Origin of the sequence: Sutcliffiella halmapala, from assembly GCF_002019665.1 — a bacterium.
In the GTDB taxonomy this organism is placed as follows: Bacteria; Bacillota; Bacilli; order Bacillales; family Bacillaceae_I; genus Sutcliffiella_A; species Sutcliffiella_A halmapala.
On record NZ_KV917375.1, the window covers coordinates 3,122,609 to 3,145,670 of the forward strand.

Sequence of the window (23,062 nt, forward strand, 5' to 3'; positions counted from 1 at the left end):
CTGTTGCTCTCCGTTGCAGGTTGTCGCGAGTGTTCGAGGGCATGGATTTTCGTTAGTATGGAAAAGCAAGACCTCAGAGTATACCTATGTAGCCAAGGAGGTTTTATGATTCCGAACCACGAGTCTCACACCTTGCACTCTGATCTACAGATGGGACGGGTTAAACATAACGTTCAATGGAGCTTTGTCTCACATTTTTATCTCCCATGGTGCAAATTCAATTTGCTTGGCTTCTATCTTGAAAATAAAAAGCACTAATCAATCCACATTTAGGGATTGGTTAGTGCTTCATTATGGCCAATATGCTTGATTCATTTTAATAACTTCTCCGGTATCAGGGTGAACAAGGAAATTTAACTTTTCTTCATCTTTCGTAATCACCTCAAAATGATAGTTTCTATCCGAAAGAAAAATTCTTTTTTCCTCCGTATAGATTGGAACATTATCCCGATATCTATCTGTTTGCTCCACAATGACCGCACCTTCATCTATTTCTTGAGCAACTAATTGCTTGGCTTGATGAAACGTAAAATTCGGAGTGTAAAAGTAAAATACAATCGGAACGATAGCAAACATAATGATTAAGGCTGCTTTTCCGAAAAATTTTCTCGTGTTCGCATTTAAATAACCAAATGTAAGAACTATTTGCAAAACCAAGATTGGGACAAAAAAGGAGGTATAATATACACCACGATAGACGACATGATCTATTCTTAAAATAATAATTAATTCTGTGAGTGTAACCAGAAGAACAAATAATTTTATATTTCTAATTCGTTTCATTTAATTCGCCTCTCGAAAAAACCTCTGTTTTTTTTGCAAATTGTGTTACAATTACTTTATCGAAGTAAAGGAGTGTTTAGTTATGCGAAATATTCCTTATGGAAGGCTAATCGAAACCTATTTAGTAGGTACCCTTGGCGGATTTATATTTTTTTTAGGAGGATTACCTTTGCCATGGGTGCTTGGTGCTTTAACTACTGTAATGCTTTACCAAGGAGTTTCCAAGCGACTGATGTCTTGTCCTGAACCACTAAAACAAAGCGGTTTTTTAGTACTTGGCATGTTTTTTGGTTTATATTTCACTGCCAGTACCCTTGGAACAGTAGCACCTTACGTGTTGCCATATGTACTTGCTACCATTGTATTAATTGCAGTAAGTATTTTAAACAGTATGATTGTCACTAAATGGATTCCTGTCGATAAAATCACGAGTGTATTTGGTTCTATCCCAGGAGGTCTCTCCGAAATGGTGATCGCAAGTGAAGCGTTAAACGCTCGCTCATCACTTGTCGTTATCTTTCAAACCGTGCGTTTATTAACCGTACTGTTTATGGTCCCTTTTATCGTCGTTCATACCTTTACCTCTACAGGAACTAGTATCGGAGCAATCTTACCTGGTTCCAGTTATGTATTTGGTGGATGGGGATATTTGTGGTTTATCATCCCTGTTATCCTTGGAGTATTGTTTAGGAAAAAGATTCCCGCTGGCATTGTGATTGTACCTTTAGCTGCTACTGCCCTATTAAACATTCTCTTTGTCGAGATGGCAACACTACCACCATTATTATTAATCATTGCCCAAATAACTGTCGGTATTGGGATGGGAAAAAGTATTTCTTTTGCTGATTTGAAGCTTGGTGGCAAATACTGTTTCGTTTATTTTGGCTTAACCGTTATGCTTATTCTTATTTCTTTTGGTTTGGGCGTAGTTTTAGCTACATTCACCTCTCTTAATCTTCCAACTGCCATTTTAAGTGTGGCACCAGGTGGTCTTATAGAAATGGTATTAACCGCGACAGCAGTCGGTGGGGACCCAGCAGTCGTCAGTGCACTCCAATTAGTACGCTTGTTATTTATCATTATCGTCGTACCGCCTTTATTAAAATGGTATTTTAGTAGAAAATTAGAGCCCAAGGCAGCATAGAAAACAATTACTAGCTCAGACTTAATTGTCTGGGCTAGGCTAAATTAAAAACCTTTGTTTATGATGATTATCTATTCAGTCCATAAAACGCCTATTTTCAAATGAAAAAGTATAAAGAAATGATTATTGACACAATACCAATTAGAATAAATAGCGTGTTTATCACATCATTATACTCTTTATCCAATAATCCTTTGCAATTAATTAACTCTAAAAGACCAAAGATAACTAATGCAACAATAATGCTTTCCACTTGCGTTTTATAGGGATATGTAATACTTTCAAACAAAAAGGCAAAAGGAATAGCTATACTTAATAGTACAAGTCCAACCATTATTTTAATAGGAAAAGTTATTATCATTTCTCCCCTCCTTCATTTACAATTTATTCTCCTCAATTAGATGAAATTCCTTTATGTTATCTCTGTTTTTGTATAAATAAAAGGGAATTGAAATAGCTTGATAGAATAAGTAAGTATATTAAATATTCCTGGAGGCATACATATGAAAATCTTAGTGATTGGTGGTACTCGGTTTTTAGGTAGATTTATTGTCGAAGAGGCGCTCAAGCAAGGGCATGAAGTAACTCTTTTCAATCGTGGCAATCATAATGACCTATTCCCTCATGTAGAATGTATTATCGGAGATCGCAATAAAGATTTAACACTTCTTGAAACAGGAAAATGGGATGTAGCCATTGATACTTGTGGATTTACTCCTCTGGCTTTATCAGAAATAACAAAGGCTTTAGCAGACAAAGTGGATCACTATACTTTTATTTCTAGTATTTCGGTTTATAAGGATTGGATCCCAACTGGATTAGATGAAACATACCCAGTTCAGACACTAACAGATGAACAAGTAGCAGAAATCGGTTACGGAACTTCCGAACAAATTAATCAACATTATGGAGCACTAAAGGCTTTGAGTGAAACAGCTGCTGAAGAAAATATGCCAGGAAAGGTGCTGCATGTTCGCTCAGGTTTATTAGTTGGTCCCTATGATTATTCCGATCGATTTACCTATTGGATAAAGCGAGTAGCTGAGGGTGGAGAAGTCTTAGCACCCGGTCGAAAAGAGCGTAATGTTCAATTTATTGATGCGAGAGATATGGCAATCTGGATTCTAAAAATGGCCGACGAAAAAGTAACAGGCGAGTTCAATGTTACAGGTCCTATCACACCTTTAACGATGGAAGAATTTCTGTCACGTTGTAAAACAGTTTCTGATTCAAAGGCTGAACTTGTTTGGGTAGACGAAAACTTTTTACTTCAAAGTAAAGTAGCGCCTTGGACTGAAATGCCATTATGGATCCCAGAAGAGCACCCATTAGTAGAGGGCCAGGAGCCTTGGCGAGGTGCGAGCTCGATAAACATCGAGAAAGCTATTCAGAATCGCTTAATGGTTCGCCCAATTGAAGAAACTATTACCGATATATTAGAATGGGAAACTACCCGTTCAGAAGAAGAAAGAAAAGCTGGCATTCATCGCGAGAAAGAGAAGGAAGTGCTAGAGGCCTGGAAAGCAAATCAGCTGGCATAGTTGTAAAAAAAGCTCAAGTTAGTATCGTAGTAAAACAAAATTTAATAATGTTCTGTGAGTAGAGTTGCTTCCGTAACTCTACTCCTATAGAACTTAGCAGTCGCTCACTTTATTTTTCGTAATTCTCCCAGACTCTCTCCACACTAACCAATTCCTTATTATTAAAAGTTAACTTATAAATGTCAGGCATCACAAGTGTCTTCCAAAACTCATAGTCATATTTCTTCGCAAAATAATTCATGATTAATACCATAATATTTCCATGTGTCCCCACAACCACCCTCTTCCCTTTGTATGTATCCAATGTTTTAAGTAAACTAGTAATACCGCGCTTTTGTGCTACTTCATTAGATTCTCCCCCTTCCCACGAAAAATCTGTTTCCTGCCACACCTTTTCAATCGCCTCTTGAAAGTTATCTAGCATGCCACTCGCTAACGTTCTTTCTTTAAACCCATCCACTATCTTAATCTCGGATTCAATTATCTTAGCTACACCTTCCACAGTTTGAATCGCTCTTTTATATGGACTAGATAAAACAACATCAATATTTTCCTTTCGCAATATTTCTGCTACCCCTTTGGCGTCTTCCATTCCACGAACCGATAAAGCTCTCATAAGCTCGTCTGGTGTATAGGCTGAGTGCGCATGTCTCACAAAATAAATGTGTGTATTCATTAAATTTTCCTCCAAATTCAAAAATGGGCTTGCTCATTTTTATCGAACAAGCGACAAAATTCCTCTAACTACGTCAAAGTAAATGTGAAGCAAAAAAATATATATAATTGGAGTGTTACAGCATGAAAAAACATCAGAAAATAGCATTAGCTTTGGCCCTATCTCTAGGTTTAACAGGAGCTCTTGGATTTTCGTCTCATGATAACGTATCTGCATCCACCAACACACAAGAAGAAATTGTGATTAAGAAAGGGGACACTTTGTATAGCCTTTCTAAAAAATACGATATTACAGTCGAGGAATTAAAGAAAATGAATAATCTAACTTCCTCAAAAATTATCGCTGGTGAAAAACTTGTAGTGAAAGAAACAATAGAAGTCATCGTCAAGAAAGGTGACACCCTTTACTCATTGTCAAAAGCGTTTAAAACATCTGTTGCAGATTTAAAGGATTGGAACAAACTTTCTACTGACACGATTTACATCGGACAAAAGTTATTAGTAAAAGCACCTGTCATTATCACTGTAAAAAAAGGAGATACGTTGTATGCATTAGCAAATTCACATCATACAACAATCGCTAACATAAAATCATGGAACAAACTGACATCCGATACAATATTAGTTGGACAAAAACTTTACGTCACACCCGCACCAGAAAGTTTTACAATCACTGTTGTAAAAGGAGACACTCTTTATTCTATCGCAAAAAAATATGGAACCACGGTGAAAAGCCTTAAAGAACTAAACAAATTAGCGACCAACACCATTTACATCGGACAAAAACTGAAACTAAATTAGTTGATTATAGTTTGAGCTCGTAGCTCTGGTCATGGGGATGACGAGGCGCTAGAGTTGGAGGTTACTACATCTACTTAAATACCTTCTTACCTTACTACTGGAGCACTTTTCTTTCTTAATCAGTGAAAAAACTTGGATGAATACACCATCCAAGTTTTTCTCATTAACCTATTTCTTTTTTCTTTCTCATCCATTCAGTGATTGCTCTATCCATTTCGATATATTCCTCTGTACCAGGATTTATCATACTTATTTTTCCTAATAATTCGGTTATTTTAGTATCTATAATAGCTAAGGCCTCTCGTTGTTCTTGTTTGCTAGGTTCCTTCGATAATTGTTGCCTTGTTTCATACTCTCTAAGACCCATTTCCACTCGTTTGATTCTCTTGTTTTCAATGATTAGCAATTTATTACATAGTTTTTCCACAAAGTAGCGGTCATGTGATACAACAATTAATGCCCCATTATAACTTATCAATGTGTCTTCTAATTGTTCTCGACTTGGCAAGTCTAAGTGGTTGGTCGGTTCATCCAGTATTAACACGTCATATTCCTGCATTATCATGTGTACGAGCTTAACCCGGGTTCTTTCTCCTAAACTAAGTGTAGCAATTGGCTTTAACAACTTATCCTCTTTCATCCCCATATTAGCAAAAATGGTTCTTGCTTTAGATATTCGTTCACAACCTACTACGTCCAGATATTCCATAGCCGTTTTATCCACAGACATCTCACTAACATCCTGGCTTAAATAAGCGATTTTCAACGTATCACTCTTCCATAGTGTACCTTTGGAAGCGTCCTCTTTACCTAATAGCATATTAATAAAAGTGGTTTTTCCTGCTCCATTTGGTCCAAGCAATCCAACCTTTTCTCCGTGTAAAACATAGAAGTGACTCTTATCAAATAATACACGTTCATCAAACTGTTTTGATAACCCTTTTGCCTCAAGAATTCTTTTGCCCCGTTTTCCACTTGACTCGAAATCAAATAGTACTTCAACTTCTTCTTTTGGTTTCTCTATCTTTTTTTTAGAAAGCTCTAACTCCAACCTTCTTGTTTTAGATTTGATTTGATTGTCTTTCTTTTTCGCTTTTACCCGTTCATATTCCTTGAACCCTAAAAGATTATTTTCGGAAAGACTTCTACCCTTTCCAGATTCTCGATGTGCTTTCTCGGACCATTGCTTTAATGTCGCAACTTGTTCTTCTATTATTTGAATCTTTCGTTCTTGCTTAAGGTAATCACGGGTTTGCTGTTCATGAAGACGTTGTTTCTCTACTTTATAAGCAGAGTAATTACCTTCATATTCTTTCAATAAGCAATCTTCTATCTCATAAATCTTTGTCACTGTTTTATCTAAGAAATAGCGATCATGCGATATTATGACGGCTGCACCTTCGAACTTTTTCAATTCTTTAATCAGCCAGTTAACTCCTTGTAAATCAAGATGGTTCGTTGGTTCATCCAAGAATAAAAGATGAGGGTTGTTTGCCCAGATTTTCGCAAGGGCAAGCTTTAAACGTTCCCCTCCACTTAAATGATGATACCTTTCTTCTTTCCAATTCTGCATCTTTTCTAAACCTAACTGACTTGTTGTCGTAAGGAAATGTTGACCATGTTCCATTAGTTCATCTTCTAAGTGAAGCTCATATTCTGTAGACTGGGGTAAATAGCCGATTTTCACTTCTGAATGCTTCGTTATTGTGCCTTCATTTGGCACAATAGAGCCCATGAGAAGCCTCATTAAAGTAGTTTTCCCAGCTCCATTCCATCCAACAAGACCGATTTTTTCTCCGTTTCGAATATCAAAGGAAATATCCTTGAGTATTTCCCTTTCTCCGAAGCTTTTCTTTACCTTTTTCACTTGTAATATAGCGCTTGTCATATAGTAAAAAAACCTCCCTAGGAATCCTAGGGAGGTTAATAAATAGTCTAATTGCACAAAATTACACAGCAACGCCTTTTTTCATCTTAAAAGTATCACAAATAACACTATTAAAAAATAGCGAATATAAATTCTACACGATACTTATGGTAGGTAAAAATGGGCAGACTAATCCAATTCTCTAGGTTCCTCATTTTATTCTTCTTCATGAGTTCTCTCCTAAAAATTAGATTAATTCCACATCGCACCTTGTACCTTCCTTTTCCCGTATTGTAATACCCTTTCAGTATATTTTCCATCAAGTTAACTGTCAATAGGCTATTACATCTTTTCTCCTACGTACAAAATCAGTTTTCTGAATGTTTTTTCACATCTGTGCTATAATAGTAATACAGTTTAGTTCTTTTCACTAATCTAAAGCGGAGGTTATGCGGTAAATGGAATACTTTATTCCGGTATTTTCTTTTATTCTATTAGGAGTACTTGTTTTCTCAGGAAGCAGTGTGCTTACCTTTTTGAATAAAAAAGTACATTTTGTGGTTGTTATCATTCCAATGGTATCAGTTGCAGTCATTTATAGTATGATTGCAGACTTAACAAACCTTCTTCCTATTTTAATTACTATGACTACTATTCTGTCCTTACTTGGTAATTATATAGTTAAATCTATTCCATCGACAAAACGTCTAACAGAGGATTTAAATAAACAAACTAATTAATGGAACACACTTCTACACAGGAAAAAGCCGCTTGAAACCATTGTTTCAAGCGGCTTTTTTTACCCGTTCTTTATAGACAAGCCTTCCTTCATATAGCCAAAAGGCGTTTGGATTGCTTTAACGACATATTTGTTTCCAGTAATCACTGTTACCACCATACTCAATAAGATTAGTAAGATATAGCCCGATATTGAGTTAATAGCTTGACTTAAGCTTGTTTCAAAGAACCACTTAATAATAAATCCGTGTAAAATGTACACATAAAAAGACCTTCTCCCAATTCCTGTGAAAATATATTTTTCTTTTGGCACTAGTGCAAAAAAGGCAACTGTAACTAGAAAGCTTCCAAGATAGATCCCCATACGCCCTAAAACATCCAATATCGAGGAGTAGGTGTGAGTTCCATAAAGTATACTCGCTCCATCAATCCCACCTAAAAGTACATAAATCCCTATGAAAAGAACGACTAAAAATGCTCCAGCATATATTCGATGGGCTCCACCTTTTAAACGTTCAAATAAGTCTGTATTCGTTAAATAATAACCAATTAAAAAGAACGGAAAAAAATAGAAAGTTCGATCTAAGCTTAAAAAGCGCTCTGATATCTCAATAAACCCAATTCCGATTCCAAGAACAAAGGCTATTGGTATGCTGTACCTTGCCTTTATTTTAGCGAAAAGCGGAAGCAATAGCTTCCATGCTATCATACTTAATAAAAACCACATCGCCCATCTTGGTGTGAAATATTGCAATGAATAATCTGCCGCCGTATATAGTTTACTGTAAAATAAAGTGTAGATTGTTTGCAATAAGAGATAAGGTATCAGTAATCTCGTGACAATTTTGACATAGTACCCTTTTTTATCAAAGTTTGCACTAAAATGTCCTGCTAATAAAATGAATGCTGGCATATGAAAAATAAAGATAAAGTGATAGATGGACACTAACCACTCATCATTTGCTCGATATGGGGATATGATATGCCCAAATACTACCAAAAATATTAAGATAAACTTCGCATTATCAAAGAAGGAATCGCGTGTTTTCTTCATGATGTTCTCCTCCATTTCTCTTCTATACGAAGGTCTTTACCCAGTTTTATACTACAAATAAACCTGAGCACCATATATATTCGAAAGATGGAGAACAAACCTGTCCGTAATTCCATTGTTATTTATTGTAAGGTTCTGTTAAACATCGCTGTACTTTAACAGAACCTATTGTAAAAGAACATAAAAAAAACACGCGAATACACCCGCGTGTTTTTATTCAACAACTTCTGCACTTTTTAAGTATTCAGTAAGAAATTGCACTGCTTCTTTTTCATCAGATCCTTCTGCTTTAACTGTAATCACACTACCATTCGCAATTCCTAAGGAAAGTAATCCTAATAAGCTTTTTCCATCTACTATTTTATTATGACGAACGACTTTAATTTCAGACGTAAAGTCATTTGCCTTTTGAACAAAATACTGTGCGTTCTTAGCATGTAAACCATACTCTAGTGTGACTGTTATTTGTTTTGATACCATTTTTTCTCCCCCAACCTTTACCATGAAATTTATATATGGTATGTGACGGGAAATAAAATCATGAATAACTTTATCAAAATAGTACTTTCGCCTATCCTTACTTAATCATCATTCCAATGCCTGGCCCAAACGGAATACCTGTTAATGCAAATATCAGCAGAAGCACAGTCCAAACAGTAAGGAAAATAATACTGTATGGAAGCATTAATGAAATAAGGGTTCCTAGTCCTGCCTTTTTATCATAATCCTTCATAAATGCCAAGACGACGATTATATAAGGATTTAGAGGTGTAATGATATTCGTAGAAGAGTCTGCGATTCTAAATGCTGCCTGAATGAATGCCGGATGATAATCAAGCATCCAGAACATCGGAATGAAAATAGGTGCCATAAGAGCCCACTGTGCTGATCCACTAAAAATAATTAAATTTAAAACTGCTGTGAGTAGAACGAATCCAATGATTCCTGGAATTCCAGTAAGATTCATATTTTCTAAGAAAGTTGCACCATTTACCGCTACCCAAATCCCTAAATTAGACCAGTTAAAGTAAGCAATAAATTGTGCAGCTGCAAAGATTAGCACGATATATCCTGCCATGTCCTTAATAGATTCCGTCATTAGCTTTGGAACATCAGCAGTAGCTTTAATTTTCCCTACCGTTACTCCATAAGTAACACCCACTACGATAAAGAAAAACAACGTGATTGGAACTATCGCTGTTAAGAATAAGGATGGAACTAATCCGCCATCTTCATTTCTTAACACGGACTCCGGCCAGAATATCGCAACAACTAACAGAATTAAATAAACGGCCCCCGCTATTGACGCATTTATTAACCCTTTTTTCTCTTTTGGGTGTGATTTTTCTATTACTTTTTCAACTTTCCCTTGATATTTACCAAGCCTTGGCTCTACTATTTTATCTGTAATTAAAGCACCAATAATGGTTAAAATAAATACAGAAGTAGCCATAAAGTAATAATTATCTACTGGAGTAACGATTAACGTATCATCGAAAGGCCTTATTGCTTCTGTTGCAATTCCTGAAAGTAAAGCATCTGTTCCTGCAACAAAGAGATTTGCTGTAAACCCTGCTCCAACCCCTGCAAAACCTGCGGCCAATCCGGCTAAAGGATGACGACCAATCGTATAAAATATCATGGCCGCAAGTGGTGGAATAATAACGAAAGCTGCATCAGAAGCAAGGTTCCCTAGTATACCTGTAAATACTACAGCATAGGTGATTATTGATTTAGGTGCATTTAATATTGTTTTCTTAATAGTAGCCTCTATTAATCCAACTTTCTCTGCAAGACCAATCCCAAGCATCATCGCTAATACAAGACCTAAAGGAGTAAATCCAGTGAAATTACTTAGCATTGAAGTTAAAATAAATTCAATTCCTTCGCCCGATAACAAATTTTTAATGTCTAGCTCTTCACCAGTTCCAGGGTGCTCCACTGTTACACCTAAACTATTAACGAGCCAAGATAACGCAATGATAAAAATAGATAAATAGATAAAGATCATAAATGGATCTGGCAACTTGTTTCCAATTCGTTCAATACCACTTAATAGACGATCTAGAATTCTATTATTTTTTTGGGGATCTTCATTTGTTTGTAACTGGCTCATTAACCTTCACTCCCTTTAAGGTATAATTCCTTTTTTGTTCCGTATATAGCGATAAAAAAAGCATGATAATAACGCCGCGAAAAATGAATATTCGATCAATTCATTAAATATATAATCGAGAAATCACAAGAGAATTTCTCGATTATTCACAAGAAGGATAAAGTATAAATTTTACGAGGTCTTCCCCTATGTCCCGATTGTTCTTCACCGGATATTTTTGCTAGTCCTGATTTTTCAAGTTCCGTCAAAATTCTCCGTGCATTGCGCTCCGTACTTTTTAACCAACGAGCTAAGTCTTGTGTGGTAATTATTTCTTTTTGGTAATAATGAGCTAATGATTTTATTTTCGATACCATCGTTGGACTAATGGTAAGGTCCTTCATTTTCTCTTCCCATTCTGCTCCAAGTGAGCGAGATTGAAACGAAACTTTTTGTTCTGCACTATAAAACTCTGTTACTTCTCTATCTTCATTCACACATACAAATGTTAATATTTTCTGTTCTCTTGCATGGTGAAAAGCTTGTCTCACATTTTCTTCTGCTGCAAGAACAGTCTCGCCAAAGCCAAGACCAAGTCTTACTTTCAACTCACTCTGCACCTCAATATCTTGTATTAGCTCTTTAATTGAATCCCCTTGTAAATGGATCTCCAATTCCCCTCTCGTTGTAAAAAGAAGAAATAAACCGTCACCAAATTGAACGAAGGAACCATTTACGTCTTCAGCAAAGCTCAACATAATTCTTTTTAACTCAAGCTCTTTTATTTTCATTTTATGAGAATAATGCATTTCCTCTAACGATGTCGCAGTATGCATCACTTCAACTCCCATAATGGCGATCTGTGATTTTCGGTAGCGCTGCGAGTGGGCGCGTTCAATTAAAAATTCTAATGTAGTAAGTATCGCTAAATCAGACGGGATTACACGAAAGCATGGAATACCAAGTTCTCTCAGTTCATTATATACTGCATGAATGCATGTAAAGGTCACTTCTACTTTGCCACTTTCATATAGAGTACGATGAAAATGAATAAGTTTTTCAGTTGGTTCAAACCCTTCATAGGAGTAGGAATGAACATTAATCGATTGCAATGAGAAGAACTCCCGATTCATCTCAATCTGTGTGTGCTGGATTGTATCAAGACTAATGGATTTTAATAACTTCTCTTCCTTCACTTGCGCTTCCAATATTGTTCCTAGAAAGCTTGACCCAAAAAGCTTTGCATAGCTTCCTTCTTTTTTTGATATTAGTCCTTTTGATAAAGCATAGTAATACGGGGCTTGTCCAGAAAACATCCACTGATCAACAAATCCGTTTTTTTCCTTTAATAACATGTTGATTTCCTCAAGATTAGTATAGGCACAAGGATATAATTCAACATTTTCAAAGTCTTTTGCAACCAAAAGGATTCTATTAACGGAATCAATTGGGCCTATCACGCCGATTTTCACTTTCACTATCTTCACCTTCTTCAACTACTGTAAAGTTAACGATAGAATAGAAGAGGCATAAACGTCAAGCGCAACTTCTAATACTCTTTCATCGTAATCAAATAAAGGGTGATGATGCCCTTTCGCCAATGGAGTACCAAAAATAAAATACGTTGCCTTTGCGCCTCTTGCTCTCACATCATTTATCATGTAAGCAACATCTTCTGAAGCTCTTAAGGGCATGGTTTCATGGATCTGAAGGACGCGATGACTCCCCTCGGTGCTTCTCTCTAAGAAAGGCTTCCACTCTCCTTCATCCTTTGTCACAACTTCTACTCCTTTACCAACTAAACGTATGTCTACCTCGACGTCATACATAGCAGCAGCGCTCTCAATAATTCGAATTGCCTCGTCCTCCATGTATTGATTGAGTTGAGAAGTTTCTCCCCGCGTTTCTAAGGTTAATTCCGCTAAATCAGGAATGACATTTCGTCCGGTACCTGCTTGTAGTGTTCCAACATTTATTCTGGTAACTCCATCACGATGCCTTGGAATTGTATGTAGATGAATCGCTGTGGCAGCTGCTGCAAGTAATGCATTCTTTCCTTCTTGTGGCTCCACCCCAGCATGTGATGATTTCCCTGTAAAAGTAACATCGATTTTAGAAGTGGCAAGAAATCCGTTTGTAGAAGCAACAACATCGCCTAGAGGCAAAGGCTGTATGCCAATATGACCACTAAAAAAATAATCTACATCTTTTAGCCATCCCCTATCTAACATCGATTTTGCTCCTCTACTCCCTTCTTCTGCAGGTTGAAACAGTAATGTAAAACTGCCAGTTAACTCTTTCTGAAAAGCGGCAATCCAATTAGCAACTCCAAGCCCTATTGCAGCATGTCCATCATGTCCACATGCATGCATAACAGATGGAACACTAGAAGCAAATCCTTCTTCTTCTGGAAAGTGACCAGATACTTTTTGTTTATTTTCAAAAATAGGAAGGGCATCTATATCAAATCTTAGCGCAATATGCTTTCCTTCTTTACCTGTGTCCCATTTCGCGACTAAACCTGTATGCCCATTTCTCATTTTATGTAGCCATTCGTCAGGTACACCTTGCTCTTGAGCACGTTTTTCAGCTTTGTACAAGGTTTCGTGATCTGGCACTCCCATTCTTGCCTTAGAAACAAGGGCCTCTTCTCCTATAAAAAGAGTAAAGCCAAGTTCTTCTAGTTGCCTTCCAATAAAGTATGTAGTTGCATACTCGGTCCATCCTAGCTCTGGAAATTGATGAAAATGTCTTCTCCAAGAAATTAATTTTGGAGATATGGTTGAAATAAATCTAGAAATCCGTTCCATCAATACCTCTCCTTTTATAGACTCAAACGTTGTAATGCTTGTAGCGTCACATTGCTTAACATGTGTACACCAATCGGTATAGCCTTTTCATTACATTCAAAATAAGGGTCATGAAGTGGCTTTTGAATTTCTCTCCCATCAATAGCTGTACCTAACCAAAAGAAAGCACCTGGATAATTTTTCAAAAACCTTGAGAAGTCCTCTCCACCAAGAGAAGGGTCTACTTTTGGAGTTGCAAGTTCAGAACCTAGAATTTCTTGAGCTGTCATTTTAACTAATTCTGCCCATTCTGGATTATTGATAGTAGCTTCATAGCCATCAATATACTCAATTTCTGCTGTCGCCCCCATCGCAATGGCAGTGTTTTCTACGATTTGATGAAATCTTTGTTTCACGATTTCTTTTGTTTGTTGTGTATAGGTTCTGACAGATCCTTCTAGAGTCACTTTGTCAGCTATTACATTGTAGCGATAGCCTCCCTCTATTTTGCCAACAGTCACGACTGCCGCATCAATCGGATTAGTATTTCGGCTTACGATAGTTTGAAGCATAGTTACAACATGATTAGCAGCAATAATGGCATCATTTGTTTGATGAGGCATGCTTGCATGTCCACCAGAACCGTTAATCACTATTTTGAAGCGATCCGTTGCACCCATCATTTCTTTTGAACGCACACCAATTTGACCTACCGGAAGATCTGGCCAAACATGCTGTCCGAAAATGACATCTGGTTTATATTCTGCAAATACTCCATCATCCATCATTGGTTGTGCACCACCTACTGGAGCGTTTTCTTCTGCCGGCTGGAAAACTAACAGTATGGTACCTGCTAAATCAGATTTCATTTGATTTAGTACAATACCTGCACCTAATAACATTGTTGTATGCACATCATGTCCACAAGCATGCATTTTACCTTCCACTTCAGATGCAAACGGAAGATTCGTTTGTTCTGTAATTGGAAGTGCATCAATATCTGCTCGTAAAGCAACTGTAGGTCCTTCTTTGTTCCCTTTTATAATGCCAAGAATCCCTGTTTTAGCGAATCCCGTTTGAAATGGTATTCCGTGTTTTTTTAATGCATCTTGGATTCTATTGGCTGTTTCTACTTCCTCTCCACTAACCTCTGGATATCGATGTAATTCTCTTCTAAACTCAATTAATTCTGCATGTAAGTTTTCGTCTAACGTTGGTAATGAAAAGGTCATGTTACACCACTTCCTTTCTCTTAATTTAATTTTATTCATTTAAGGATATCTTCCTTTTTAATACCGTAATTAAATAGTATCATAAACATTTAATTTTTCAACTTTATTTTTTATATTTTCTGTTAATTAAAGCAGTCGCTCACATTCTTATGTTTTTTGAATAAAGTAATTAGGAGTGATGTTGCACGGAAATGATTTGGAAGGAGGAAAAAGAATGCCGGTTTCTATTATTTTCAATCAAATCAATGTTAATTCCATTAGTAAAAGCTCTACCGTTAGTACAGGGCAAAATAATCAACCTGACTGGTCGACACAAGGAAAAATAAACATGGGTAATGGAATTGCAGTGGGCGCAGTGGCTGTGAATGGGATTTTCAATGTCGTCATTGATACAGACGCAATGGATACAACTATTTCCAATCCAGAGATTAACAATCCACAACCGACAGCACAATTCTAGAATGGAGGATTATATGAGTATTCAAAAACCTTCTCACGTCCATTTTATACTAGATCGTATCGAGATTAATTCCATTATGAATAGTTCTGGAGTATTTACAGGAACTAATCATCAAGTCAATTGGTCTTCCATTCAAAAAGCTAATATGGGCTTTGGGATTATGGTAGGAACGGAAAATCATGCCTCTTCTAATATGAATATTGTCTATGATCCAGATGTGGTGGATATGCCATTAAAAGTCGGATCATCCAGTTAATGAGTATCGCCTTCTTCTGTCTCGGTATTTTGTTTTTCCTTGATGACATCCTGGAGCCATTGAGGCAGTTCTTGATCTTCTAGTTGATGAAGCATGTCAATAAAGGAAGAATCACTAACTAAGCTTTTCGTTTCATGAATATCATTTTCATCACCACTTATATTTCCGATACCTTGATTGTGTTTTTTGTTACTTTGAAATTGAGTTGGATAATTATTCCCCATATTAATACAAGATGCACTTTCCACTACTCCAATTCGAATACTTCCAATGAAGAAATTGGGAGAGTATTTAGATGTCAAGTCATCTCCTCCTTATTGGTAAGTTTCACAGAAAACCCTCTTTTTCTTGCGGTAATGGTAAGGTCTTTTTCGTTATTACGTAAATCTATTTTATCTGATTTGTTTTTCATCGTGTTTTTTTGAATACCTAAACCTTTTACTTCTACAGGGTTGCACGGCCTTTTTTGTTTTGGTGAATTAGTTTTGTCATTACTAGAAGACTTTCGTTTTTCATGCGTATCAAAGTTATTTCCAATATTTAACGTTCCGCTCAGTTGTTCGATGTCGATGGAATCAAGATGGTAGTCTAGTTGCTCAATAGAAGCTTGTTTAATTTCTAAATGCTTAATATGATAATGGATGCTTTGTTTTTGTTCTACTTTTTCTAAAAGATTTGTGATTACTGCAATTTTTGCTTCTAGCTCCTTTATCCGCTGTTCCATTTGGTTAATTCCCGTCATTTATAATCACAACCAGCTAGGATAAATTTTGTGAATCTGTTACATTATTGTTATTAACAGTATTTGTATTATTTGATATACGATTTCGATCTCCAGCAATTGTGCCTAATCCTTCATTTTCCCTTTTCTGTGCTTTAGTGTTCCAATTATGATTTTCCCCTTTATTTAAAGACGATGAATTCATTAATATATCTACTTTAAAAGATTTAAACTCAAACTTCATTTCGTCACCTCTTGTTCATTATGAATCATGAAAGTCGATTTCAACTGAAAAATCCTGCTTTGCCTTTTGGAAAGTTAAAAAAAGGATTCCTTGTTTATACTGAGCAACTAGTTTTTGTGGCACAAATGAAAAGGGAATTTGTATCGCTCTCTGAAAGGAGCCAAAAAATCGTTCACTCTGTTGAAGCTTTTCTTTCGCCACGGGATATGGATAGGGAATCGTTCCCTTGATGATTAGCTGGTTATTCTGGACAGATATTTGAACGTCATCCGTTGAGCGCAGACCTGGAAGTTCAAGTAAAATCACTCCTTCTGTCGCCGTTTCATAAATGTCTACTAAAGGAACTCTTCTCGGAATGACAGGTAATACTTCCTTCCAGAACTTCTCCCCTAAAACATCATCAATTTTCTCATTCATATTTTCCCATGGATTCATATTTTTCTGATTTTTCTTCATCCACCTCCTCCCCCAAATGAAAAAATAAGATTATAACATGTATATGAGAGCATGAAGGATAATTATTCAACTATTAAAGGGGGAGTTAGAAGAACTAAATAAAAACAGTAGCGTACCTAGGATAACACCTAGGTACGCTACTGTTTTAAAATGCGGCCTGGCCCCATTTCCCACTATTTTACTTCTACACCTAAAACTCTGTTGATGCGTTTTTTTAGCATGTTCATTCCACTGCCACCTGCTTGGAAGTGACGAAGGTTTCCTTCTTCATCGAATACATAGTAAGCTGGAACGTATTTGTTTTCGAATGCCTCTGTTAGTTTATGCTCACTGTCTACGAAGATAGGTTGAGTGATATCATGTCCCATTGCCATAGAACGAATCACTCCAATATCTAAATCATCCTCTGAGCGAGGCATATGAACTGCTATCACATTTAATTCATCATCGTACTCATCACGTAGTTCATTTATTTCGGGCATAGCTTCTTTACATAGATAACAACTAACTGACCAGAAATGGATAAGTGTCGGTTTTCCAATAAGCTCGTCCTTTGTAACTTCTTCATTAATCCACTCTGTAGCACCTGTTAACTCTGGCATTTGTTCTCTTAGTTTCATTTATTATCTCTCCCTATTCTATTAATTACACTAATTTCTTTTTTATAATAATTATTAAATAATATATTTTTTATTATATAAACTCTTTGCTTCGTTGTCAATATAGATTGTACTAATTATTAATAGATAATGAAAATAATATGTTTGAAGTGATTTTAGTACTTGCTAATATTTGAAACTAAAAAAGCCGCCAGATGGCAACTTCTTTGTTTAGTTTAGGCTTCTTTTTTATATGGAACTTTTAATGTAATAATTAAACCAATGAATGCAAGGATGATGAGAGATCCTAAGGCAGTTCGGCTAGCGATATTCCCATAACTGGCCAATAACAAAGTGATGGTTCCGTAAATTAATGGGCCAACTATAGAGGAGACTTTTCCTGAGAAGGCAAATAGACCAAAGAATTGACCTCGCTTCCCTTCAGGTGTTAATTCAATAATAAAGGTTCTCGAAGTTACCCACGTTGCTCCTAAAGCTACACCAAACAAACTCCCAGCGGTCCAAAGCATCCATGGTTCTACGGCGAATACAGCAAACAGTAACGCTATAATTAAAAGTCCAGCTACCGATGCGACAGCATTTTTTGATCCAATACTTTTTGAAATATATCCATATAAAAACGAACCAATAATACTTGAAACGGTTGATACTAAGTATAACAATATAAATTCAGAAGCAGAAAAACCACCGATGGCCCTAGCATAAATCGCCATCATCGCAATTGCTGTTGCGATAGCGTCATTTATAAAGAAGTAAGCAATCATAAACAAAAACACCGGACGATACAATCGCATTTCTTTAAAGGTTTGAAAAATTTCCCGATAACCACTAATAAATGATTTTTTCTCTACTACTTTTTTCGGTCTGTCCTTAAAGATAAAGAATAAAGGAAGAGAAAATAGTAAAAATAAGATGCCACTTGGTATAAATGCACGATGAAATCCACTATCTCCAACATAGAGGTACACAGTCAAACCAACAAGGGTTCCTAAATACCCCACTGCAATCCCAAATCCGGAGATTAATGGCATTTCTCTTTTTGAGCCTAAATCAGGCATCATCGTATCATAGAAAATTAAAGAAGAGTGAAAGAAGAATTTTGCTACAACAAACAGAATTAATACAGTTACAAAGGTTATCGGAAGACCAAACAATTGGTGGTTTGTTTCCATTGATGCAAAAACACCCATAAATATCGTACAGAATACAGCCAAAAGGGTAAAGGGAACAATATACGCCTTTCTTTTTCCAGTACGATCAATTAATACACCGAACAAGGGAGAGAATATAACAAGAAAAAAGCTTGCGGTTGCGTTAGCATAGGATAAAAAGGTACTCGCAATTTGATCCATCTGTTCGTTTGTTCCAATCACTTCTTGAAGATAAAAAGGAAAAAAAATTGTGATAATGTTTGATGAAAAAATAGTATTAGCAAAATCATATAATGCCCATGATAAAATGGGTAAGGAAAAATAAAGCTGCCAAGGAGATCTTAGCTTTTGGTCACTGTTGTATTGGCGGTTTACTCCATTTTCTAATTTAGCCACACGGTTTCCTCCAATAATTATTATTAAGTTGAACTATTCTCTAAGAAACCTCGTACTCCTGCTTATTTAGCTAGATTTTACAAGAACTTTATATGGCCATTTCAAATAAAGAAGCATAAACCTTTTTATATAATAAATATATGAAGCAACTCGTCCATTCAATACCCTACACAAAAAAATTGAATAGTAGCCTGCACCGATATTCATACTAAGAGTAAATAACTTTGAATGGGGACGAAAAACACCATGAAAAAGCTCCTTTTTTTATTTGCAACACTATTATTCATAAATGGTTGCGGCATACAAAAGCAGGCTAACGAGCCCGGATTTCCTCCAGCCATGACAGAAACGCAATATGACGGAGAAGTCCCAAGTGATGAAGATATGATAATCGGGGCTAAAAACCAGATTAGACTCAAAGTAGGAAATGAAAATCAGCAAGACGGGTACTACTCAGAAGCAGAGGCAAAACAGCTTGTAAAAAATCATTTAAAACTTCAAAATAGCGAAAGCGTAATAATCTCATTTGAAGGCTTCGATAATAAAGACTATCTTTTTCACGTTTATGCCCTCGTTCATTTCAACAATAAACCTGAAAAATTAACACGTGGCTGGTACAAAGTAAATCCACAATCCGGTAAAATCACCACCACAAAAGAGTGAGATAAAAAACAGAAGCCTTAATCGAACTCTTCCCTATTGATTGAAGTACAGGGCGTGAGACTCCTGAGCGACGTGTCAAAGGGGGAATTTTCAGAGTAGACATTCATGCAAAGAAAAATTGCAGAGCGTCAAATATCCCTCGTTCCCCCTGTGGATTGTAGTGGAAGGCGTGAGACTCCTGCGGGAGAAGCGTGTTTTCGGAGACCCCGCAGGCACGCCGAGGAGGCTCCCGGAGCGCCCGCGGAAAGCGAACGCCTGCAACGGAAATCTACAAGGGCGTTCTAAAAGGCCACCGTATTTTCATGGGAAAAATAAAAAGGCAAGCAAACGACTCACAAGTCATCTGCCTGCCTTTTCTTTTGGATTACACCCGAGTTTTACTAGCTGTAGGTAACACCACTGTTACTCTCGTACCTAAATTTTCCTTACTCTCATAATGAATCTTACCTTTCATTTCATGTACAAGTCTATTCGTTATCATACTACCTAGACCTGTACCTTTTGATTTCGTCGTATAATAAGGCAAACCAATTTTCTCTAATTGTTCAACAGTCATCCCTATCCCATTATCAACAAAAGAAATTTCTACAAATCCTTTTACATCTCCATCTCTCTTACTAATTTTAACGAATCCGCCATTCTCTTCTTCAATAGATTCTATCCCATTCTTGATAATGTTCATAAGTGCTTGTTTTAAGTGCTGATCGTCACTATAAATAAAATGATCTCCTGCTAGTTCAAGCTCTAGTGTTACATTTCGATACGATCCAAAAGGACGTAATAGTTCTACTGAATCAATAAGCACTTTATTAATATCAATATAATTTAAAGAAAAAGCTGTCGGCTTCGCTACAGTTAAATAGTTCGTAATAATCTTATTTGTTCGGTCTAGCTCATCTAAAATAAGTGGGGCAAACTGCTTCAGTTTTTCATCCTTTGTATCGGCATTCATAAATTGAATAAATCCTCGAACAGTAGTAATTGGATTACGAATTTCATGGGCAAATGCAGCAGCCATCTGACCGATAGTAGATAATTTTTCAAGGTAAAGCGTTTCATCAAATTGCTGATTTGCAATAATTAAACGCTCTATCACTAGAATTAACGAAATAAAAGTTACAGAAAACGCCAGGAAATAAATGAAATAAAAGCCTATATCTAAATAGGAAACAGTATTGTATAAAATAAAAATATAGCCCATGTAATAAAAGGTTAGAATCAAAAGACCATATAAGCCTTTATTCACACTTTTTAAAAATACTGGGCGAAATGCCATTGCGACAATAAAAGCCAATATAGAAACAGCGATTCCCACATAAAAAAATTGGCCACCGATAAAAAAACGAACAATACAGACGATTATCGTGCTTAAAATCCCTGGATAGATGCCCCCGTAGAGAGTTACGATTAAAATTGGAATCATTCGTAAATCAAAATGAGTATCTCCTAGGGTTTCAATCGGGTACAGCATACATAGTAAAGCAGCAAACGCACTGAAAAAGGCAAATACTGTCTGCTGCTTAAAAGTTAATGGTTTTCTTTTACTAAAAGGAAAAAACATATTCAGATTAAATAACAAGGAAAATATTATCGTGATGTTAACTATTAAAGGCTTTATCAAATAAATCATTACATAGGTTTCCTCCATTAATAAAACAAAAATCCATTCGTATAAAATACGTGTGTCCTATACTTCAGACAATTTTTTGTTATTCCTTATTTCTAACATTATTAAAGGAGTACCCCTTAATCATTAATCGCTTTTGCAATGTTAGTATAACTAATTTCTTCATACATAAGAAAAACTTACCTTCCCTATTATAGTTTCCACGATTTACAACTGTCTAGTTATAATTACAAAAAACTAGGAGAAATAATAAAAAGCCGATCCTATTAATCGGCATAATCTCGAATTTCTCACACAAATATAATCTTATAATTTTAGTAAAATGAGAATTCGCTAAAGTAATCAATCTTGCCTTAACTGAATAAGTTGGTTGTTTTCGCCACGTGCAAACACGTAGATTCGATTTTCTTCCCCCTTTATTGCCTCAGGTTCAGAAGTTAGTTTGCCATTTACCTCTTCCCATTCACTCCACTGTCTTCCATCCCAATTCTTGTAAAGAAGTTCGAATTTTTTACCCCGTGCGAATACATCTAAGAGAACTTCTCCCCTCGAAACTACACTTGGGCTAGAAGTTAGAACACCTCCAAGATCTCGCCACTCACTCCACCTCTTCCCATTCCAAGACTTATGGATTAATTGATGCCTTTCCCCGCGAGCAAACACATCGAGTCGATTTTGTCCCCATGCGACAGAACCCGGTGCAGAAGTTAAATGGCCACCAAGCCTATTCCAGGCACTCCATTTTTCTCCATCCCACTTCTTTTGATACAGGGCACGATCCTTTCCTCTAACAAACACATCTAAGCGATTAGGAGCCAATGAACTGACAGAAGGGGACGAAGATAATACTCCCCCAAGATTCTCCCATGCGTACCACTTCGATCCGTCCCACCATTTGTGAAGCAATTCTTGATTTTGTCCCCTTGCAAAAATGTCCATTCGATTCTTTCCCCATGAAACAGCAGCTGGTGAAGAGGAAATAGCACCACCAAGTGACTCCCAATTACTCCACGTTCTACCATCCCAACATTTATGAATAAGCTGGCGTTCTCTACCACGTGCGAATACATCTATTCTGTTTTGATCCCATGAAGCCACACCTAATCCAGAAGTTAACTGTCCACCTAGATTACTCCAGCCACTCCATTCATTATTTGTGGAGAAATCCAGTTTTTCGAAGGTAATGTAGAATACTTCTTTACCTAACTTTTCCATTTTTTTACTTGGGATGTGATAAGCAGCAATTAAGTTCATTATCCACGCATTTTGTTGTTCAAAGAAATTCCATAACTGATTTACCCTTTGATTCGTTGAACCAGAAACATTTGATACATTCGATACAGCAAATAATACGAGTTGTTGTACAAGAAACCTTACAGTGACTCTGTTCATATTGAATTCTACTAATTTTTCATACACCTGATCTAAATCTGTTTGCATGCCCCTCCAAACCTTTTGAAAAGACGCATCAAGTTGCCCTAAATAATATGGATTATAAGAAGGTAAAGAGTAATAAAGCGGGTGTATTAATTGACGATAATTATAGCTTTGATTGGAAGGGGATGATCCATCCTTAGACAGAAATAAATTGTTAGACATTTAATTTGCCCTCCTTGTAAAACCAACTTCCATACTAGACTATGTTCTTAGTAATTAAAATATCATGACAAGATAAGTGGAATGTTTATACTTTTACAAAAAGCTGTTCCCCTATAAATAAAAAGAGCACTTGTACATTTTAGTATACAA

25 protein-coding genes are annotated in these 23,062 nt (G+C 36.4%); 7 read left to right on the top strand and 18 right to left on the bottom strand.

Annotated elements, in window-relative coordinates; genetic code table 11:
* Window positions 1-291 precede the first annotated feature (291 nt).
* Window positions 292-783 carry a hypothetical protein gene (locus BK580_RS15425; protein WP_078381201.1) on the bottom strand — a complete coding sequence of 164 codons (492 nt, stop codon included), beginning with the start codon at window positions 781-783 and terminating at the stop codon, window positions 292-294.
* Window positions 784-865: 82 nt separating this feature from the next.
* On the opposite strand from BK580_RS15425, the gene BK580_RS15430 reads away from it, so the two are divergent.
* A complete protein-coding gene (locus BK580_RS15430) occupies window positions 866-1,927 on the top strand; it encodes an AbrB family transcriptional regulator (RefSeq protein ID WP_078381202.1) in 1,062 nt (353 codons plus the stop codon).
* Window positions 1,928-2,024: 97 nt separating this feature from the next.
* Here the strand turns inward: BK580_RS15430 and BK580_RS15435 are convergent, their stop codons facing one another.
* Window positions 2,025-2,288, bottom strand: a complete 264-nt coding sequence (locus BK580_RS15435) for a hypothetical protein (protein ID WP_078381203.1) — start codon at window positions 2,286-2,288, stop codon at window positions 2,025-2,027.
* Window positions 2,289-2,430: 142 nt separating this feature from the next.
* On the opposite strand from BK580_RS15435, the gene BK580_RS15440 reads away from it, so the two are divergent.
* A complete protein-coding gene (locus BK580_RS15440) occupies window positions 2,431-3,468 on the top strand; it encodes an NAD-dependent epimerase/dehydratase family protein (RefSeq protein WP_078381204.1) in 1,038 nt (345 codons plus the stop codon).
* Between the two features lie 109 nt (window positions 3,469-3,577).
* On the opposite strand, the gene BK580_RS15445 is transcribed toward BK580_RS15440, so the two are convergent.
* Entirely contained in the window at window positions 3,578-4,144 is a 567-nt protein-coding gene (locus BK580_RS15445; protein WP_078381205.1) for a histidine phosphatase family protein, read from the bottom strand.
* Between the two features lie 122 nt (window positions 4,145-4,266).
* Here BK580_RS15445 and BK580_RS15450 point away from each other — a divergent pair, with 122 nt between their 5' ends.
* Window positions 4,267-4,944, top strand: coding sequence for a LysM peptidoglycan-binding domain-containing protein (locus BK580_RS15450; protein ID WP_078381206.1), 678 nt, complete (start codon window positions 4,267-4,269; stop codon window positions 4,942-4,944).
* Between the two features lie 163 nt (window positions 4,945-5,107).
* Here the strand turns inward: BK580_RS15450 and abc-f are convergent, their stop codons facing one another.
* Window positions 5,108-6,832 carry a ribosomal protection-like ABC-F family protein gene (gene abc-f / locus BK580_RS15455; protein ID WP_078381207.1) on the bottom strand — a complete coding sequence of 575 codons (1,725 nt, stop codon included), beginning with the start codon at window positions 6,830-6,832 and terminating at the stop codon, window positions 5,108-5,110.
* Window positions 6,833-7,269: 437 nt separating this feature from the next.
* Between abc-f and BK580_RS15465 the strand changes: the two genes are divergently transcribed.
* On the top strand, window positions 7,270-7,551 hold the full coding sequence (locus tag BK580_RS15465; protein WP_078381209.1) for a hypothetical protein: 282 nt from the start codon (window positions 7,270-7,272) through the stop codon (window positions 7,549-7,551).
* Window positions 7,552-7,610: 59 nt separating this feature from the next.
* On the opposite strand, the gene BK580_RS15470 is transcribed toward BK580_RS15465, so the two are convergent.
* From BK580_RS15470 to BK580_RS15495, 6 genes are all read right to left on the bottom strand, one after another.
* Window positions 7,611-8,603 carry an acyltransferase family protein gene (locus tag BK580_RS15470; RefSeq protein ID WP_078381210.1) on the bottom strand — a complete coding sequence of 331 codons (993 nt, stop codon included), beginning with the start codon at window positions 8,601-8,603 and terminating at the stop codon, window positions 7,611-7,613.
* A gap of 213 nt (window positions 8,604-8,816) precedes the next feature.
* Window positions 8,817-9,083, bottom strand: coding sequence for an HPr family phosphocarrier protein (locus tag BK580_RS15475; RefSeq protein ID WP_078381211.1), 267 nt, complete (start codon window positions 9,081-9,083; stop codon window positions 8,817-8,819).
* Between the two features lie 97 nt (window positions 9,084-9,180).
* Window positions 9,181-10,719 (bottom strand): AbgT family transporter, encoded by a 1,539-nt coding sequence (locus tag BK580_RS15480; protein ID WP_078381212.1) that lies wholly within the window; start codon window positions 10,717-10,719, stop codon window positions 9,181-9,183.
* Window positions 10,720-10,865: 146 nt separating this feature from the next.
* Window positions 10,866-12,176 carry a helix-turn-helix domain-containing protein gene (locus BK580_RS15485; RefSeq protein WP_078381213.1) on the bottom strand — a complete coding sequence of 437 codons (1,311 nt, stop codon included), beginning with the start codon at window positions 12,174-12,176 and terminating at the stop codon, window positions 10,866-10,868.
* A gap of 18 nt (window positions 12,177-12,194) precedes the next feature.
* A complete protein-coding gene (locus BK580_RS15490; protein ID WP_078381214.1) occupies window positions 12,195-13,508 on the bottom strand; it encodes an amidohydrolase in 1,314 nt (437 codons plus the stop codon).
* A 14-nt stretch (window positions 13,509-13,522) separates the two neighbouring features.
* Window positions 13,523-14,719: a M20 metallopeptidase family protein gene (locus BK580_RS15495; RefSeq protein WP_078381215.1), complete on the bottom strand. Its 1,197-nt coding sequence runs from the start codon at window positions 14,717-14,719 to the stop codon at window positions 13,523-13,525.
* Between the two features lie 214 nt (window positions 14,720-14,933).
* On the opposite strand from BK580_RS15495, the gene BK580_RS15500 reads away from it, so the two are divergent.
* Together BK580_RS15500 and BK580_RS15505 are read left to right on the top strand one after the other, a co-directional pair.
* Window positions 14,934-15,179, top strand: a complete 246-nt coding sequence (locus BK580_RS15500) for a hypothetical protein (RefSeq protein WP_078381216.1) — start codon at window positions 14,934-14,936, stop codon at window positions 15,177-15,179.
* 13 nt (window positions 15,180-15,192) lie between these two features.
* A complete protein-coding gene (locus BK580_RS15505; RefSeq protein ID WP_078381217.1) occupies window positions 15,193-15,435 on the top strand; it encodes a hypothetical protein in 243 nt (80 codons plus the stop codon).
* On the opposite strand, the gene BK580_RS15510 is transcribed toward BK580_RS15505, so the two are convergent.
* From BK580_RS15510 to BK580_RS15535, 6 genes are all read right to left on the bottom strand, one after another.
* Window positions 15,432-15,737 (bottom strand): hypothetical protein, encoded by a 306-nt coding sequence (locus tag BK580_RS15510; RefSeq protein ID WP_078381218.1) that lies wholly within the window; start codon window positions 15,735-15,737, stop codon window positions 15,432-15,434. The two genes, BK580_RS15505 and BK580_RS15510, sit on opposite strands and share 4 nt — an antisense overlap.
* The gene (gene gerPC / locus BK580_RS15515; RefSeq protein ID WP_169865044.1) at window positions 15,734-16,159 is read right to left on the bottom strand and encodes a spore germination protein GerPC; all 426 of its coding nucleotides are present in this window, start codon (window positions 16,157-16,159) and stop codon (window positions 15,734-15,736) included. Before gerPC ends, BK580_RS15510 begins: the two co-directional genes overlap by 4 nt.
* 34 nt (window positions 16,160-16,193) lie before the next feature.
* A complete protein-coding gene (locus BK580_RS15520; RefSeq protein WP_078381220.1) occupies window positions 16,194-16,400 on the bottom strand; it encodes a hypothetical protein in 207 nt (68 codons plus the stop codon).
* Window positions 16,401-16,418: 18 nt separating this feature from the next.
* Window positions 16,419-16,856 (bottom strand): Hsp20/alpha crystallin family protein, encoded by a 438-nt coding sequence (locus tag BK580_RS15525; protein WP_078381221.1) that lies wholly within the window; start codon window positions 16,854-16,856, stop codon window positions 16,419-16,421.
* 173 nt (window positions 16,857-17,029) lie between these two features.
* Window positions 17,030-17,476, bottom strand: coding sequence for a redoxin domain-containing protein (locus BK580_RS15530; protein ID WP_078381222.1), 447 nt, complete (start codon window positions 17,474-17,476; stop codon window positions 17,030-17,032).
* A 215-nt stretch (window positions 17,477-17,691) separates the two neighbouring features.
* Window positions 17,692-19,023 carry an MFS transporter gene (locus BK580_RS15535; protein WP_078381223.1) on the bottom strand — a complete coding sequence of 444 codons (1,332 nt, stop codon included), beginning with the start codon at window positions 19,021-19,023 and terminating at the stop codon, window positions 17,692-17,694.
* Between the two features lie 246 nt (window positions 19,024-19,269).
* Between BK580_RS15535 and BK580_RS15540 the strand changes: the two genes are divergently transcribed.
* Window positions 19,270-19,686 (top strand): hypothetical protein, encoded by a 417-nt coding sequence (locus BK580_RS15540; protein ID WP_139364913.1) that lies wholly within the window; start codon window positions 19,270-19,272, stop codon window positions 19,684-19,686.
* A gap of 364 nt (window positions 19,687-20,050) precedes the next feature.
* Here the strand turns inward: BK580_RS15540 and BK580_RS15550 are convergent, their stop codons facing one another.
* On the bottom strand, window positions 20,051-21,316 hold the full coding sequence (locus BK580_RS15550) for an ATP-binding protein (protein WP_078381226.1): 1,266 nt from the start codon (window positions 21,314-21,316) through the stop codon (window positions 20,051-20,053).
* Between the two features lie 339 nt (window positions 21,317-21,655).
* Entirely contained in the window at window positions 21,656-22,912 is a 1,257-nt protein-coding gene (locus BK580_RS15555; protein WP_078381227.1) for a PLL family lectin, read from the bottom strand.
* Window positions 22,913-23,062: the final 150 nt, after the last annotated feature.